This is a genomic window from Acetobacter oryzoeni (genome assembly GCF_004014775.2).
GTDB lineage: Bacteria > Pseudomonadota > Alphaproteobacteria > Acetobacterales > Acetobacteraceae > Acetobacter > Acetobacter oryzoeni.
The window spans coordinates 2,069,260-2,085,318 of the sequence record NZ_CP042808.1 but is presented as its reverse complement, the minus strand read 5'-3'; the positions used below and the strand labels follow the sequence as shown (position 1 = coordinate 2,085,318).

Below are 16,059 nucleotides of genomic sequence, written 5' to 3'. Positions count from 1 at the left end.
GGCAGATTGGGAACATATACGCCAGACCACACGTTGTTTGATCTCTATCTGAATGACGAAGAGGAAAAAGTTGTGGCGACAATACTCATAACTGGTGCAGGCACAGGTTTTGGTCACGAAGTTGCACTTCGACTGGCCGCCAAAGGTTTTAATGTGATTGCTGGAGTGGAAATTGCAGCACAAGTTCATTCTTTGTCTGAAGAGGCAAAAAAACGTGGTGTCAACTTATGTGTTGAGAAACTGGATGTGACGTGTGAGGGGGACCGTTTGAAGGCAGCTAAATGGGATGTTGATATTTTGCTGAATAATGCAGGTATTTCTGAAGGGGGTGCAATTGCAGATATTCCAGCCGAAAATTTGCGCCGTCAGTATGAAGTCAACGTCATCGGTCCAGTTATACTTACGCAGTTGTTACTGAAGAAAATGGTAAAGAACAAGAAAGGCCGGATTGTTTTTATGTCATCTGTAGCTGGTTTAACGACAGATCCGTTTTCCGGCGCATATTCCTCTTCCAAACATGCTATTGAGGCAATTGCATCTGCTCTAAGTCAGGAAGTCAAGGAGTTTGGTATCGAAGTTGCCACGGTAAACCCTGGACCATTCCTTACTGGCTTTAATGACCGTATGTTCGATAGTTGGCAAAGTTGGGTCGATGATCCTACACAACGTTTATTCGACTATGAAAATATTGCATTTCCGCATGAACAGTATGATCCCGAACCTGTTTTTGAAACGACAATTGGCGTTCTGACAGGGGAAATTGATAATTATCGCAATGTTGAACCCAAGGAAATTATCAGCCAGCAGAAAGAACTTCTGGATGCTGTATGGAAACAGAAAGTGACTGATGGACTTGGGAAACGGTCCGACCTAGTGCAAAAGGCTTACGATATCAGGCCGGGAACCCCAGCCTGATACAGCCTTCGGAAAGCAGGGTGGCCAATAGGTGCAGGCGTATGAAGTTTAATCTGACAGCATATGTTCAATCTGCGCAGCAATATGGAAAAGGGTACGATCTTCTGCATGGCGGCCCATAACCATCAGTCCTACGGGAGCCTCACCCGCACGATGGCATGGAAGACTGATAGCACAAAGATCAAGAAAATTGGCTATAGTGGTGTTGCGCAGCAAAAGCAGATTAGTTGCGATGTAATGGGCATTGTCATTCATATCGCTGATTTTGGGCGCGATAATGGGCACAGTTGGTAAAATAACAGCGTCATAATGGTTCATAATATCGGCTGCCTGCCGGATAAGTCTGGCTCTGCTTTGCTGCAAAGAAATATAATCTACGGCGTTTTGCTCATAACCTCTTAGAATGCGCTGCAATACAAAAGGATCATAAAAGCTACGGTGCGTTTTTAGCAAAGATTGATGCCATGTGAGAGATTCAGCTGCGGGAAAACCTCCCTTACTGTTGGCCTTAGGAATTTCTTTAAGGGGAGGGCATGTAAATGTTTCCAGTACAACGCCGTTACCGGAGAGCTTGCGCAAACTCTCCTCCCATGTCTGGGCTACTGTCTTGTCCATATCTTCCATAACGGAAGTGCCAAGAATACCTAAGCGGAGCGTGTTCCCCTCCCGTCCGGTTGGGGCATCTTGTATGCGGAGTGTTCCTGTTGCCATAAGGCTATCTGCAGCCCAGCAGCACTTTACGGTACGACCAATGCTGCCAATGGAATCTAACGTGAAAGAAAGGGGCACAGTGCCTTGGGTAGAGATACGGCGTGCTGTAGGTTTGAAACCAACAAGGCCAGTAAGTGCCGCAGGGATACGGCAGGACCCCCCCGTATCACTGCCAATACCGACAAGAGCCATGTTGTCCGAGACTGAAATGGCCGCTCCAGAAGAAGAACCGCCGGGAATGCGTTTTTCATTTCTGTGCCACGGATTGGCTGGGGTGCCAAAGTGAGGGTTTATGCCAATGCCGGAAAAAGCAAATTCGGTCATGGTTGTTCTGCCAACACTAATTAGCCCGGCCTGCTTAAGCCGCTGAATAGCTGGCGCATCCATACTGGCTGGTGGCGCATCTGCTAGCACCATGGAACCGGCTTTGGTGGTGGAACCAGCTTCGTCAAAAAGATCTTTAACGGAGACAGGAAGCCCGGCTAAAGGAGATGGGGCTTGTCCCTTTGATCGTAATCTATCCATGTCATCGGCTTGCTGGCGCGCAGCCATGGCATGCACAGATATGAAGGTACGCGGGCCTTCTCCATGTGGGTCTGCAATATTGGCTAAAGCGTTTTCTACTAATTGCCGGGCCGTTGTACGGCCATCCGCAAGTGCCTGTGCAGCATCTAGCATGGATGGGAATAGAAGGGACATGAGGGGCAGTTCCGTGTTTATTGGCTGTTGATCCATGACAAGAATGGGTGGGAGTGTATCATGGTTGGCTTACAGCCACAGCAAAAGACAGGTCACGCCAGTTTTATGTGAACATATGTCCCGAATTATTGATTGTGTTAAATTTTTAATTATTGGCATCCATAATTTGTGTGCCCGGCCAATTTTGAGACATCACCATGCTTTTTGCCAATTCAATAAGAATATTTCTAACGGCAACACCAGCCTCTGTTTCAGGAATACTTTCTGGTACGCATAGAGAAACATCTTCCTGAATGATGGGGCTGCGGAGTTCATGCACGCGGGATTTGCCCGGAACAATAATCTTGCTGGCAACAGACCAAGGCAGGATAGTAAAACCAATACCAGCAGCAACGGCATCCTGAAGTGTCAGAAGAGCTTCAACTTCTGCAACAATATGTGGCTCTATTTGCTTGCGTGCAAAAGCAGTGTTGATACGTTTGCGCACAAAATTGTAGTCTGGAGGAAGCAATAGGGGCACTTCAGTAAGTTCTGAAAGTTTGACAGGTGCTGATCCCCTTTCTGCAAAAGGGGAGTTTTCTGGTGCAACCAAGAAAAAATTTTCTTTCATCAAGGGTGTAAAATTCACACCTTTGATTGGCCCAGCACCGTGGATAATGGCCATATCTAACCGACCGGTCATGACCATTTCGCTGTAAATATCATCAAAGCTTTCGGTTAAATGAAGGATGATGCCAGGCAGTTTGGCACGCACTTCTTTCAGAAGAGCCAAAGACAAAGTAGAACCAGAGGAATATGGCGAAAGACCAACAGATACTTTGCCAACTAAAGGCCCACCACCACTGCTGACTTCTGTCATGGCCCGATCAAGCTGTTTGATCATGGTTTGAGCGTGACGGTAAAGTTCCAACCCTGCAGCTGTAGGAGTGACCCCCATTTTACTGCGGATAAGCAACTTTTGTTTAAATGCGGTTTCAAGAGAGGCTAACTGCTGGCTGAGGGCTGGCTGCGCAATGTTCAGGATATCAGCAGCACGGGAAATGCTTCCGATATCAATAATTTTTACGAATGCCTGTAGTCGCCTGATGTCCAATTTGAGTCATCTCCATGCGCTGCATTTCAAATTATTGTTACCGAAAATATGCCGTCAGTCAATAAGCATTCGAAACGAATATTTTGATGGAACTTCCATTCATAATTGAGTATTTATTTCAACAAATCTATAAAATTACATTACTTTCAATAAAATTATAAATAAAATAAGAAAATACAAAATATTTTTTATGTTTTTCATTCATATACTTTCCATAATATTCTTGTATGGGGGTAGAAGATTTTCAAAGCTATCTCTTAAGGGTGGGTTTGGCGTACATTCATTCGATATTGATAATTGACTGAATATTCTCACGCGCCTGCGCAAGAATATCTTCGGAGTATGTGTGTAATGCCGGGTTTTGCCGATCGACTTAACGGAATTGCCATTTCTGCTTCAGCCGCAATGACGGATAAAGCAACAGCATTGAAAGCAGAGGGCATTCGGGTCATCAGCCTTTCATCGGGAGAGCCGGATTTTCCTACGCCTCCACATGTTGTTGAAGCTGCGGTTGAAGCCGCACGTGCCGGTGATACAAAGTATCCGCCACAATCAGGCAAGCCCGCACTTAAAAAAGCGGTGCAGACCAAATTCTTGCGCGAAAACAATCTGGATTATGCGCTGGATGAAATTCTGATTGCCAATGGCGGCAAGCAAATCATTTTTGATGCCATTATGGCAACCTGTAACACGGGTGATGAAGTTGTTCTGCCAACACCTTTCTGGATTAGCTATGCTGATCAGGCACGCCTTGCCGGGGCAAGCGTGGTGCAGGTGCCATGCAAAGCAGAAAATGGTTTCCGCCTCCACGCAGCAGATTTGGATGCTGCGATTACCGAACGCACCAAATGGGTTATTCTCAATTTCCCTAATAATCCATCTGGTGCCTGTTGCCCCCGCGCAGATATGGAAGCTATTGCAGCCGTACTGCTCAAGCACCCTCATGTTTGGATCATGACGGATGATATCTACGAACACCTTGTGTATGATGGTTTTGAATTCTGCACGATTGCCCAGGTTGAGCCACGGCTAAAAGATCGTGTTCTTACTGTTAACGGTGTTTCTAAAGCCTATGCCATGACAGGCTGGCGTGTAGGATATTGTGGCGGCCCCAAAAATCTGGTTGCCGCTATGAATAACATGCAAGGGCAGTCAACAAGCGGTATCAACACAATAGCACAGGCCGCAGCCGTAGCCGCGCTGGAAGGGCCTCAGGACTTTCTCAAAGATCGTGCGCAAGAATATCAGGCACGGCGTGATCTTGTAGTTGATCTGCTGAACGCCATTCCAAATGTGTATTGCCACAAGCCACAAGGTGCCTTTTACGTATATGCAGATATTAGCGCATGTATGAACAAGGTTTCTGCTGGTGGTAAAACTATTGCTACGGACACAGATTTTGTCATGGGGCTGCTTGAAGAACAGCAGGTCGCAACAGTGCAGGGAACAGCTTACGGAATGAGCCCGTTTTTCCGTATTTCCTACGCAACAGATGTAGAAACATTGCGCGAAGGTTGTGAGCGTATTGCAAAGTTTGTTGAAGGCTTGAAGTAAGAGATTTTTGCCTGCAAGGCTTTTGAGATAACCCCATTTCTTAACGAGATGGGGTTATTTTTTGTTCTCTTACTGGGGTTTTAGAAAAGAATAAAAATTAAGAAGACTGAAGCGTTAGAATAGGCTGACCGTATCCAATTAACTCACCTTCTTTAGCGAGAACGTCTGCAACTATACCATTACTGGATGCTGTAACTGGTATGGTAACGTCTTCTATCTCCAATATGGCAACAATTGCACCTGTGCAAACAGAGCTTCCAACAGGTGCTAATGCTTCCTTTGTAGCAGGATTGTGCAGTAACAAATGACCAAAATAGGGGGCTGTAACAGTTACATTTGTTTCCGCTTGTATGTTGAGTGATGATGGTTCCAAAGCATTGTGTTGCTCAGAACCATCCGTAGGCATTTCAGCCGTTTCAACACAAATACGGAAATGCGTGCCCTGTGCATTAGAAAGCTCCAGAGAACTCAGGCCTGCTGCATGTAGCCATTGGCTAATCTGCACAACTTCGTCTGAATTGGGCAGGCTTTCAAATGTCGGCAGAGACAGAGGCTTTGTCATCAGGATTTTCCCTTTTTTCCAACCAGTGTTCTAAATGGTGGATATCAACCCCACCTTTCAGAAAATCCCGGTCACACAGTAATGCCTGATGGAGCGGAATATTGGTTGCTATTGTTTCAACCTGCATTTCAGAAAGGGCAACCTTTAGGCGTTGAATGGCCTCTTCTCGTGTTGCTCCGCGCGCAATAACCTTGGCAATCAAGGAATCATAATATGGCTGCACCACACTGCCCGCAACAATATGCGTATCTATACGAATACCAGCCCCACCGGGCAGATTCCACTGGCTGATCTGGCCGGGGGAAGGTGCAAAGGTAAAGGGATCTTCAGCATTAATTCTGCACTCAATGGCATGACCAGATGTCTGAACAGCGTTTTGTGCTATCATGAGCGGCTTGCCTTGCGCAATTTCAATTTGCGCACACACAATATCAATGCCTGTGGTTTCTTCTGTAATAGGGTGCTCAACCTGTAGGCGCGTATTCATTTCAATAAATGCAAAGATACCGTCTTCATACAGGAATTCGAACGTGCCAGCACCGCGGTACTCGATATTACGGCAAGCCTGCGCACAGCGTGCACCAATTTCTGCAATAAGTTCAGATGGAATACCCGGAGGAGGCGCTTCTTCCAGCACTTTCTGATGACGACGCTGTAAGGAACAATCGCGCGCTCCCAGCCATAAGGCGGTGCCATGCGTATCGCACAGAACCTGAATTTCAATATGTCTGGGTTTTTGCATAAACCGTTCAAGGTACAGTGTTGGGTTGCCAAACGCCTGCTGTGCTTCCTTGCGCGTAAGGGCAACAGCTTTGATAAGTTCATCAGCAGACCACACAACCCGCATGCCGCGGCCACCACCACCACCAGAGGCCTTCACAATAACCGGAAAGCCCACAGAATTGGCAAGGTCCAGAATGGCATTTTCGTCTTCTGGTAATGGGCCATCAGATCCGGGCACGCAGGGTACGCCAGAGGCTTGCATGGTCTGTTTTGCCGTAATTTTATCCCCCATCAGGCGGATAGAATCAGGCGTAGGGCCAATAAAGGTTATTCCTGCTTTTTCAACGGCTTCTGCAAAATCAGCATTTTCTGAGAGAAATCCATAGCCAGGATGAATGGCAGTGGCTCCAGTCACTTTTGCAGCTAGAATAATGCTAGCGGCGTCCAGATAACTGCGTGCGGCAGAAGCCGGGCCGATGCATAATGCAATATCGGCTTCCAGAACATGGCGGCTTTGAGCATCAGCTTCTGAATAAACGGCAACAGTTTCTAACCCAAGCTGCCGACAGGCGCGTTGAATGCGGAGTGCAATTTCGCCCCGGTTGGCAATTAGAACGCGCCCAAAGCGCTGCGGCGCGCTCATGATAGACGCATCAGAGGCTGATGCGCCTCAACTTCACTGCCATCAGGTACTAAAATAGCTTCAACACGTCCGGCAATCTCGGTTTTGATGGGTGTAAAAACTTTCATGGCTTCAATCAGACCTACTTGCTGTCCGGCATGAAGAGTGTCTCCCACAGCCACAAAAGGCGGTGCATCGGGTGCAGGAGAAAGATGCAGTGTTCCATACATGGGAGCAGTTACCAGTAATTCTTTGGGAGGGCTGGCTTCTGCTTTTTCTATAGGGGGCAAAGATGTTGTGGGGGCAACTGGTGGAGCTGCCGGAAGGGAAGAAGCAGGAGGCATTGAAGCCTGTACCTGCCTTGCCCGCGTGATTTTAACAGTTTGGCCGCAATCCGAAATCTCAAGCTCACGGAGCGGAGCACGGCCAAACAGGTCTATCAGCGCTTTAAGAGCTTGAGTATCCATGGTTATCAGCTATCAGGCTTTGGTAGGTTTCTTTGCGAAGTTCAGGCCACCCACAACCTGCATGGTTGGCAGCACTTCCATAAAGCTGACATTCATGCGCTGCGGTGCTGTAATGGCAAAAGCAATGGAGTTAGCTAAATCTTCTGGCAGCAGTGAATCATATTCATCAAAGAAGCGGCGCTGTGCTTCTTCCATATTCCCAATCAGGCGACCAAACACTTCTGTTTGTACACGAGCAGGAGAAACTTCTGTAACGCGAATATTCTTGCCGAACAGATCACACCGGAGCTGTTGAGAGAGCGAATGCACGCCAGCCTTGGTGGCATGATAAACCGTGTTGCCACCAGCAAAGGCATAATGCCCAGCAATGGAGGTGATGTTCACAATATGGCCGCGGTCACGTGCAATCATTCCGGGAAGGGCAAGGCGGGTGAGTTGCAGAACAGCGCGCAGATTGATGTCCACCAGGCCATCAATGTCTTCTTCTGTGGTGTTGGTAATGTTGCCTGTGCGGGACTGGCCAGCATTGTTGATAAGAATATCAATTTCATGGTCTTGGAAAATAGCAGCCATGGCATCAAGATCGGCAACACTTGCAGCGTGCACAATGCAGCCCGTTTCTTCTGCCAGCTTGTCCAGACGCGCCTTGTCACGCGCAACAGCATGCACTTCCAGCCCCAGTTCTCGCAGGCGGCGTACGGTTGCTGCGCCAATGCCAGATGAGGCGCCGGTAACAAGTGCTGTACGGTAGGGCTGATTTGTCATGGCATAAGTTCCCGATAAAATATGGATTAATCTGCTTATGATAAAAACAGAATTCACCAAGTCATTTCACTTTAGAGACGAAATAATGCATTGACCAAGATGAGTTCGATCTTGCGTCATAAGATTATCCAATGCGTCCAAGTTGTGAATTGGTCATAAGATTATTGTATATCACCACACAAAGATAATGTTAGCCGGGCTTTGCTCTCTCCCTTTATCGTTACGAATACAATACGTAACGCCGCAAAACAGGATGTCTTTGGTGGTAGCTTTCTTATTTCAGTGCTCGTGTTGTTTATCTTCCAAGCACATTTGGGGTGATAAGGCCGCACATTCATGACAGATACTATCTCTATGCTGGAAAACACTCCATTTGGGCATTCAGCGGATACGCCAACAATTAGTATGATCGGCACGCGGGCTATGCTGTTTGAAGCGCCCGGTGCATTCACTCTGGCTTGTCAGCGGCGTATCTGGGCGTTGATGGATGCCTGTGCAGATCGGGCAGATATTGAAGAAGTTATGCCGGGTGTAACCAACCTGATGCTGATTTTTTCAGTTCCGCCAGAAGACCCGGAAGCTGTGGCAGGCTGGTTGCGCAAGGCATGGGCAACATTACCAGAAAAGCATATCAAAGGCCGCTTGTTTGAAGTGGGCGTGCGCTATGGTGGGGAATTAGGGAGTGACCTGCCACGTGTGGCAGAGCATTGCGGTATGTCTACGCAGGATGTGATTACCCTACATCAGGCACCCCTTTATACAGTATGTGCCTTGGGCAGCGTGCCCGGCTTTGGCTATCTGCATGGGTTGGACCCACGCCTTGCCACACCGCGCAAGTCTGTGCCTTCTTTGAAAATGCTTGCTGGTACAGTCACTATTGGCGGGCCACAAGCAGGTATATCAGCCCTGACAGGGCCGAATGGTTGGAATTCCATAGGCTTTACAGACCTTGTGATGTTTGATCCGGAGCGTGATCCGCCAGCGTTATTTGCTGTGGGGGATCAGATCCGCTTTTATGCCGAAAGTATTGAAGTGTGATTACAGTTCTTGAAACAGGTGTGCTCAACAGTGTGCAGGATGTAGGGCGGTTTGGGTATCGCCATCTGGGTGTTAGTACTGCTGGAGCAATGGATCCGCTGGCTTTGCGCTGCGGCAATGCACTGTTGGAAAATGCGCCCAATGCTGCCTGTATTGAGGTGCAGACATTTCCATTCAAGGTTCGTTTCGACAAAGCAGTTAGTTTTGTTGTCACAGGTGGGGAAGGTGCTCTCACACTTGGCGAAAGAAAAATCCTGCCTTGGTTTGTTGTGTCTGCCCAAGACGGAGATGTTTTAACAATTGATCATCCTACCGTTGGTGCACGGATGTATCTTTGCGTATGTGGTGGCATTAATGTGCCGGAGGTTCTTGGGTCCCGTAGCACGCAATTGCGAGGTGGATTTGGTGGCTATCATGGCCGCCCCTTGGAACAGGGGGATCATCTTGCATGTGTCGGAGGGTGTGTGCCTGATGGCTTTGGGGCGCTTCCACCATCGCAGGCATTGAAAGTAACCTGTGAAAAGGAAAAAACCGTAACATTACGGGTTATTCCGGCAACGGATTATCTTTTGTTTTCTGAAGACTCTCGCAAGCATTTTTGGGATGCATCATGGCAAATCACAGCGCAAAGTAACCGTTTGGGGTACCGCCTAAAAGGTGGCGCGCTGAAACTGCAGCACCCTGTGGAATTACGTTCTTACGGTGTCATTCCGGGTCTTATTCAAGTTCCTCCTGCTGGGGAGCCTATTGTGCAGATGGCAGATGCCAATACTGCTGGTGGTTACCCACGTATTGCAACAGTAATTGATGCTGATGTGTGGCGGCTCGCGCAGGCACGTATCGGAAGTTACATTCAGTTCCAGCAATGCGATCAGGCAGAAGGCTTGCGGGCCATGCAAGAAGTTGATGACTATCTGAACAATATTCAAGATATTGCGGCACTTTACAAAAAATCGCTCATCAGAAGGGATGCCGGAAAAGCCGGTAAAAAATCATGAAGATTGATTTGAACGCTGATATTGGCGAAGGCTTTGGCCGGTGGACTGTTGCCAATGATGATGCGCTGATGAAGGTGATTTCATCTGCAAACATCGCGTGCGGTTTTCACGCAGGTGATCATCTGATTATGGATCGCGTGGTAAAAGCAGCCAAGGAACAGGGAGTGAGCATTGGGGCGCATCCCGGTTTGCCAGATCGCATGGGGTTTGGTCGGCGCAATATGGTGGTCAGCCCAGAAGAAATGGAAGCGATGCTGGCTTATCAGATTGGCGCACTGAAAGGGATTGCTGCAAGGCATGATATGCGTGTGGGGCATGTAAGTTACCATGCTGCTTTTGGGAATATGGCCAACGCTGATCAGGATTTAGCAGACCGCTTAGCCCGTGTGATTGCAAAAATTGATCCTGAACTGGTTATGCTGGCTATGGAGGGGCACCCCATCGATCTTGCTGCCAGAAAAGCAGGATTACGTGTGCGATATCTTTTTCTGGCAGATCGGGCCTATCAATCCACCGGAGCTCTGGTTCCACGTGGGGAGGAAGGGGCAGTGATTCATGATCTTGATAAAGTTAAAGAGCGTGTAAAGAACTTCTTGGAAACAGGAAGTGTAACGACAATTGATGGTAAAATATTACCTATAAAATCACGTTCCATACTTGTGCATAGTGATACGGCGGGTTCCGATAAATTAGCAGAGGCCATTGCAACTCAGGTTCATGCCATGGGCGGAAGAATTGCTGCGGCGGATACGGAGTAAGCTGCCATTATCTGGCAGATAACAGTGGAAAATACGGTAAGAAAAAGGATATGATTTTGCGCAAAAAAGGACAGAAAAAAGAGGATATGTTTCTGTCCGGAGCAGAGCAATAATGGCTATGCAGCATAATTTGGCGCGAGGCGCTTATTTTCTTGCCTTGGCAACATTGTTTACGGCTCTGCTTAATGCGCTTCAAAAAATTACAGGTTCAACACTTTCTGTTGTTGAAATTGTCTTTTTTAGAAATCTCTTTTCAATGCCGTTTGTTATTGCCATCGCTTTACGTGGTGGTCTGGTTTTAAAAACGCACCACTTTGGCGGCCATGTTATTCGCTCTGTTGTGGGGCTTATCAGCATGATTATGACTGTTGTGGCAGTCACTCATCTGCCGTTAGCTGAACAGCAGGTTCTTTCTTATACACAGCCGCTGTTTCTCATCTTGCTGTCTATCCCATTCATGCATGAACGGCCATCTGTTCAAAGATGGGTTGCGGTAGGTGTCGGATTTGTTGGGGTTATTATTGTTGCAACCGGCAAGGGTCTGTTAGGAGCGGCACATGGTACGGTGCCTACATGGGCTTACGCTGTTGCGTTGGGGCAGGGCGCTGTTGGGGCATTAACAACCATGCAGATCCGGCAGCTTTCAGCAACGGAAAAAAGCACAACAATTGCAATGTGGCAGGCCATTTTAATGACAATTGCTACAGCAGCAGCTCTACCTTTTGTCTGGCAGATGCCAACACGGGCTGATGTATTATGCCTTATTGCAGTTGGTGCTTTTGCTGGCATTGCACAGGTGTTGCAGACAGAGGCTTTTGCTTCGGCTCAGGTTTCAGCCATTGGGCCATTTGCATATTGCGGTCTGATTTGGGCGGCTCTTATCGGCTGGCTAGGTTTTCATGAGATACCTGGTGTTGCCATGTTTATAGGTGGTCTGCTGATTATTGGTTCAGGCCTGTGGATGTTAAGGCATGAACGACCACAAAAACAAAAAGTGGTTTTAGAAACAGAATCTTCTTCTGGCGCATAATATGAAAGACGTTTTTTCTTTTATAGACGGGTGAATTGCGTCCATAATGTTTCGGTATCGTAAGTAATATTGATGATCTGCGCGATGCAGGGTGGCTCTTGGAGCCATAAAGTTGAAGGGTAGAGGAAGATATGAACAAGGCTGCAGGTTCATCAAGATACATATTCTTCACTATGATTTTTCTGATGTATGTCATCAGTTATGGAGACCGCGCAGCTCTTTCTATTTCACTTCCGGCATTGGGGCAGGAGTTCTCCTTGTCTTCCGTGCAGATGGGGTGGGTTTCTTCCAGCTTTCTGTGGTCTTATTTTTTGCTGAATTTGCCTTCAACAATATTTCTGGATCTTGTTGGCGCGCGTTTGGTTGGTAGTCTGGCTGTTTCTGTTTGGTCATGTGCCATGGTGCTTGGCGGACTTACACAAAATGTTACTCAATTTATTTTATCACGCATGCTGTTGGGGGTAGGAGAGGCTCCTACATTCGGGGTTGGGGCAACTATAGTTCGGAACTGGGCCAAGCCGCATGAGCGTGGAACAGTGATGACCATATTGCTGACCGGTATGCAGATTGGGTTGGCTGGGGGAACAATTGCTGGCGCGTATCTTATAGCAAAAGTAGGGTGGCGGTTTGAATTTATGGCCTTGGGTGCCATTGGGCTTGTTTGGGCTCTTGCATGGTGGCTGATTTATAGAAATCCGGCTAAAACTGCCGCGCAACCGCGTGTTCGCCCTATTCGGTTTTCAGAAGTATGTGCACTCTTTCGATCTTCAACCTTTTGCGGCATTCTGGTTGTGCAGTGTACTCAAAACTTTCTGAATTTTCTATTGATGTCCTGGGTGCCATTTTACCTTATTCATGAACTACATGTTAATGTTATTGGATCAGGGAGTGGTACGGCAGGATGTTATGTACTGGGCGCTGTGGGAGCTATTATTTTAGGGCGTATTGCGGAGCACATTGTATTCCGCAATCATTCAGATTCTAGTCATCGCCGGTTTATTGTCGCGTTTTGTATTATGGGAAGTGCGATGATTGGTGTTCTCCCTTTCTTTCATCAGGCAACACCTATCCTTATTATTTTATCTCTGTCTCTTTGCTGTCTGATTGCAGCAAATGGTGCCAACACAGCCATGTTGGCCGACATGTTGCAGGATGGACAGAAAATAGGATCCGTTACAGGGGTTACGCTTACTTTCAGCAATGCCATTGGGCTTACAGCGCCAATTCTGACAGGATATATTGTGTCATATACAGGCAATTTTAATATGGCATGGTATAGTTGTTCAGTTGCGTTGATTTTCGCTGGCTTCATTTCGCTGCTGACAGTGCGTAAGCCGATTGTTATGGCATAAGTGCTTAAAAGAGAAATATAGATACTTAGGAGTATCTATTGATTGCATAGGAAAGCCCCCGTGAAAGCTGTAAGCGCAGCTTTGCGGGGATTTTTTATTATGCAAAACCTCGGTTTTACCGAGAGATATAAGCTCTGCCTTGAGCGCAGGGGAGATATATCAATATTAAATATGACGTCAAAACGTAACGGAACCGTATCATAATTTCATACGATATTTTCTTAATCCTACCGGATTTGAGGGTGATGCGATGGCCAGGATCTCAAAGTTTGAATTGTCGCTTGTCGCGAGTGTGGCATTCGGTGCTCTCATTCCGGCAGAAAGTGGGTTTGCTGCAGATACAACATCTGCAACAGCAAACCCACAAAAGGTTCTTGTAAAAAAAACCAAAAGTGCAAAAGCAGCGCCAACCCGACGCACCAAAAATCTTGCGGCATTGCGTGGTGGTGAAGAGGCTGTTGAAGTTGGTGGACATTCCAGCAACTCTGTATTTTCTCCGGTAACGCAAAAGCATAGTACGACGCAGGTTACTGTGGTGACGGGTGCTGAACTGTTAAAAACAGGCCAGACAAACGTGCTCTCTGCTCTGGCACAGGCAAACCCGGCTATTACAACAGCAGCTTTGCCAGGTGGTGGTGCCAGTTCATTTGTGCAGACTATGCAGCTGCGTGGGCAATCTCCTGATGATACGCTAATTTTGGTGAATGGTCATCGCCGGCATATCGGGGCCAACTTCAATTCAAACTCTGGCACAAACTGGGGGAGTGAGCCTGCTGATATTTCTCTCATTCCAGTATCTGCCATTGATCATATTGAAGTTGTTACAGAAGGTGCTTCGGCCCTTTATGGGCAGGATGCCATTGCCGGTGCTGTAAACATTGTGCTCAAGCACAATACGCATGGTGGCAGCGTTAATTTTAAGAACAGTGGTTATTATGCAGGTGATGGTCAGGCCTTGGATGGCTCGGCTAACTACGGTATGGCGCTGGGTCATAATGGTGGCTATCTGGATCTTGCAGCGCAGATTTCTCATCAATTGCCAACCACACGTGGCGGCGATTTTTATGGGACAATGTTTGATGATTCCAGAAATGAAACGGCAAACCGCAATGTTCAGCGTGGGCTAGGTATTCCTAAATCCACACTGGAAACTATCAGCGAAAACATGTCTGTGCCGTTGGCAAGTAGCGGGTTCAATTTCTACAGCACTTCCACGTTTTCTCACAGACGTGCCAACGTGCCTGAAACCTACCGTGCCAACACGGCGTCTGATGAGTGGATCAATCCAGACCTGTATCCAGCTGGTAACCAGCCTTATATTGCAATGGATCAGCTGGATTTTGAAACGGATAACGGCATCAAGGCCCGCAAGTTTGGTTTTGCATGGGATGCTTATGTAACCTACGCACGTGATAAGCAGAATTACCGCACTACCAATTCTGAAAACGTTTCCATACCCGGCAGCACGCAAACATCTTTTTATGATGGTGCTTCAGTTGCAACAGAGTTAACGGCTGGCCTGCGTGGTTCTCGTTCGTTCCGTCCAGATTGGGCGCCACGGCCTATCAATCTGCGGTTTGGTGGTGAATATCGCCACGATACTTTCCAGATGGTTGAAGGTGAAATGGCCTCATGGAGCGGGATGGGCGCAACAGATCACCCTGGTAACGTTCCCATGGCGGCAACCTATCAGAACCGCGATGTTTATGAAGGTAATGTCAATCTTGATTTCTACGTGACCAAGCAGTGGGAATGGACATTGGGTGGCCGTGTTGGCAGCTATAATAACATTGCAACAGTGGAAACAGGGTCTGTTGGCACGCGCTACAACTTTAATAAGCGTTGGGCGATCCGTGCGAATGTGAATACGGGGTATCGTCCACCTACCTTGGGTGCGATGAACTACTTCTATTCTGCGCCGTATCCTGGCTATACGGTAGACCAGATTCCTGCAGGCAGCCAGATTGCTAAATATCTTGGTGCGGGCAGCATGAAAGGGGAATATTCTCGTAGCTACTCAATCGGTTTTGATTCCACGCCGGTTGATGATTTCCACGTAACAGGCAACCTCTATTACATTGCCATTAACGGCAGAATGGGGAGCACAAAAACCTATTCGGTAGATCAGAATGACTCTGTTCTTCTGGAAATGCTGAAAAACGCAAATCTGGAAAGCGCAACCTCACTCTCATATTATGCAAACCTGTATAATACGCAGACATTTGGTGGCGATTTGAGTGCAGATTATACCCTGCACACAAAAAATCTTGGTCAGTTCCGCTTTGCTATGGGGATCAACTTCTCGGACAACGAAATTCGTTCTGCAAAGTCTGATCTGGTAAATGAATATACCAAGATGATGGTGTTGCACTCTGCTCCCAAAAATCGTGAGCAGATCAGCGTCAATTGGACGCGTGGAAAGTGGTCCTTTATGGCGCAGGAACTTCGGTATGGTTCCATTGTCTATATGGCATCCCCAACAGGGGCGGGCAGTGTACCGTTCCAGCAGAATCCGGGCTTTATTACCAATCTGGAAGTTGACTATAAAATTTTCCCGCGGTGGACTGTGGGTATTGGGGCTAACAATGTAGGAAATAAGCATCCTACCCGTGTGCCAAGCTCCATTGCCAATACCCAGCAAGGTCTTGCCAAATACGCATCCTATTCTCCGTATGGGTTCAGCGGCGGGATGTATTATGTGAAAACTTCTTTGGATTTCTAAAGGGAAAGGAAGGTGTTCACATTTAAGCCTTTGGAACCATGGCTGACACA

General features: G+C 47.5%; 14 protein-coding genes. 8 read left to right on the top strand and 6 right to left on the bottom strand.

What is annotated here, in order from left to right; genetic code table 11:
* Nucleotides 1–33: 33 nt before the first annotated feature.
* The gene (locus tag EOV40_RS09575; protein ID WP_244296875.1) at nt 34–915 is read left to right on the top strand and encodes an SDR family oxidoreductase; all 882 of its coding nucleotides are present in this window, start codon (nt 34–36) and stop codon (nt 913–915) included.
* 48 nt (nt 916–963) lie between these two features.
* Here the strand turns inward: EOV40_RS09575 and EOV40_RS09570 are convergent, their stop codons facing one another.
* Together EOV40_RS09570 and nac are read right to left on the bottom strand one after the other, a co-directional pair.
* On the bottom strand, nt 964–2,325 hold the full coding sequence (locus tag EOV40_RS09570; protein ID WP_128105778.1) for an amidase: 1,362 nt from the start codon (nt 2,323–2,325) through the stop codon (nt 964–966).
* Nucleotides 2,326–2,470: 145 nt separating this feature from the next.
* Nucleotides 2,471–3,418, bottom strand: a complete 948-nt coding sequence (gene nac, locus EOV40_RS09565) for a nitrogen assimilation transcriptional regulator NAC (protein WP_087651851.1) — start codon at nt 3,416–3,418, stop codon at nt 2,471–2,473.
* A 351-nt stretch (nt 3,419–3,769) separates the two neighbouring features.
* Here nac and EOV40_RS09560 point away from each other — a divergent pair, with 351 nt between their 5' ends.
* Entirely contained in the window at nt 3,770–4,972 is a 1,203-nt protein-coding gene (locus EOV40_RS09560) for a pyridoxal phosphate-dependent aminotransferase (RefSeq protein ID WP_128105777.1), read from the top strand.
* Nucleotides 4,973–5,069: 97 nt separating this feature from the next.
* Here EOV40_RS09560 and EOV40_RS09555 read toward each other — a convergent pair whose 3' ends face one another.
* From EOV40_RS09555 to EOV40_RS09540, 4 genes are read right to left on the bottom strand one after another with little or no spacing between them, the layout of a single operon-like run.
* Nucleotides 5,070–5,477, bottom strand: a complete 408-nt coding sequence (locus tag EOV40_RS09555; protein ID WP_128106239.1) for a biotin/lipoyl-containing protein — start codon at nt 5,475–5,477, stop codon at nt 5,070–5,072.
* 25 nt (nt 5,478–5,502) lie between these two features.
* On the bottom strand, nt 5,503–6,900 hold the full coding sequence (gene accC / locus EOV40_RS09550; RefSeq protein WP_128105776.1) for an acetyl-CoA carboxylase biotin carboxylase subunit: 1,398 nt from the start codon (nt 6,898–6,900) through the stop codon (nt 5,503–5,505).
* Complete coding sequence (locus tag EOV40_RS09545) at nt 6,897–7,346, bottom strand: acetyl-CoA carboxylase biotin carboxyl carrier protein (protein ID WP_128105775.1); 450 nt, start codon at nt 7,344–7,346, stop codon at nt 6,897–6,899. The genes accC and EOV40_RS09545 overlap by 4 nt, the downstream gene beginning before the upstream one ends.
* Before the next feature lie 12 nt (nt 7,347–7,358).
* On the bottom strand, nt 7,359–8,111 hold the full coding sequence (locus EOV40_RS09540) for an SDR family oxidoreductase (RefSeq protein ID WP_050818406.1): 753 nt from the start codon (nt 8,109–8,111) through the stop codon (nt 7,359–7,361).
* A 336-nt stretch (nt 8,112–8,447) separates the two neighbouring features.
* Here EOV40_RS09540 and pxpB point away from each other — a divergent pair, with 336 nt between their 5' ends.
* The 6 genes from pxpB (at nt 8,448) to EOV40_RS09510 (ending at nt 16,009) form a co-directional block, all read left to right on the top strand.
* Complete coding sequence (gene pxpB, locus EOV40_RS09535; protein ID WP_128105774.1) at nt 8,448–9,149, top strand: 5-oxoprolinase subunit PxpB; 702 nt, start codon at nt 8,448–8,450, stop codon at nt 9,147–9,149.
* Nucleotides 9,146–10,147: a 5-oxoprolinase subunit C family protein gene (locus EOV40_RS09530; RefSeq protein WP_128105773.1), complete on the top strand. Its 1,002-nt coding sequence runs from the start codon at nt 9,146–9,148 to the stop codon at nt 10,145–10,147. The genes pxpB and EOV40_RS09530 overlap by 4 nt, the downstream gene beginning before the upstream one ends.
* Nucleotides 10,144–10,905, top strand: coding sequence for a LamB/YcsF family protein (locus EOV40_RS09525; protein WP_128105772.1), 762 nt, complete (start codon nt 10,144–10,146; stop codon nt 10,903–10,905). The genes EOV40_RS09530 and EOV40_RS09525 overlap by 4 nt, the downstream gene beginning before the upstream one ends.
* Before the next feature lie 118 nt (nt 10,906–11,023).
* A complete protein-coding gene (locus tag EOV40_RS09520) occupies nt 11,024–11,935 on the top strand; it encodes a DMT family transporter (RefSeq protein ID WP_128106238.1) in 912 nt (303 codons plus the stop codon).
* A 131-nt stretch (nt 11,936–12,066) separates the two neighbouring features.
* Nucleotides 12,067–13,287: an MFS transporter gene (locus EOV40_RS09515; protein WP_128105771.1), complete on the top strand. Its 1,221-nt coding sequence runs from the start codon at nt 12,067–12,069 to the stop codon at nt 13,285–13,287.
* A gap of 250 nt (nt 13,288–13,537) precedes the next feature.
* Nucleotides 13,538–16,009, top strand: coding sequence for a TonB-dependent receptor plug domain-containing protein (locus EOV40_RS09510; RefSeq protein WP_087651853.1), 2,472 nt, complete (start codon nt 13,538–13,540; stop codon nt 16,007–16,009).
* The last annotated feature ends 50 nt before the right edge of the window (nt 16,010–16,059 follow it).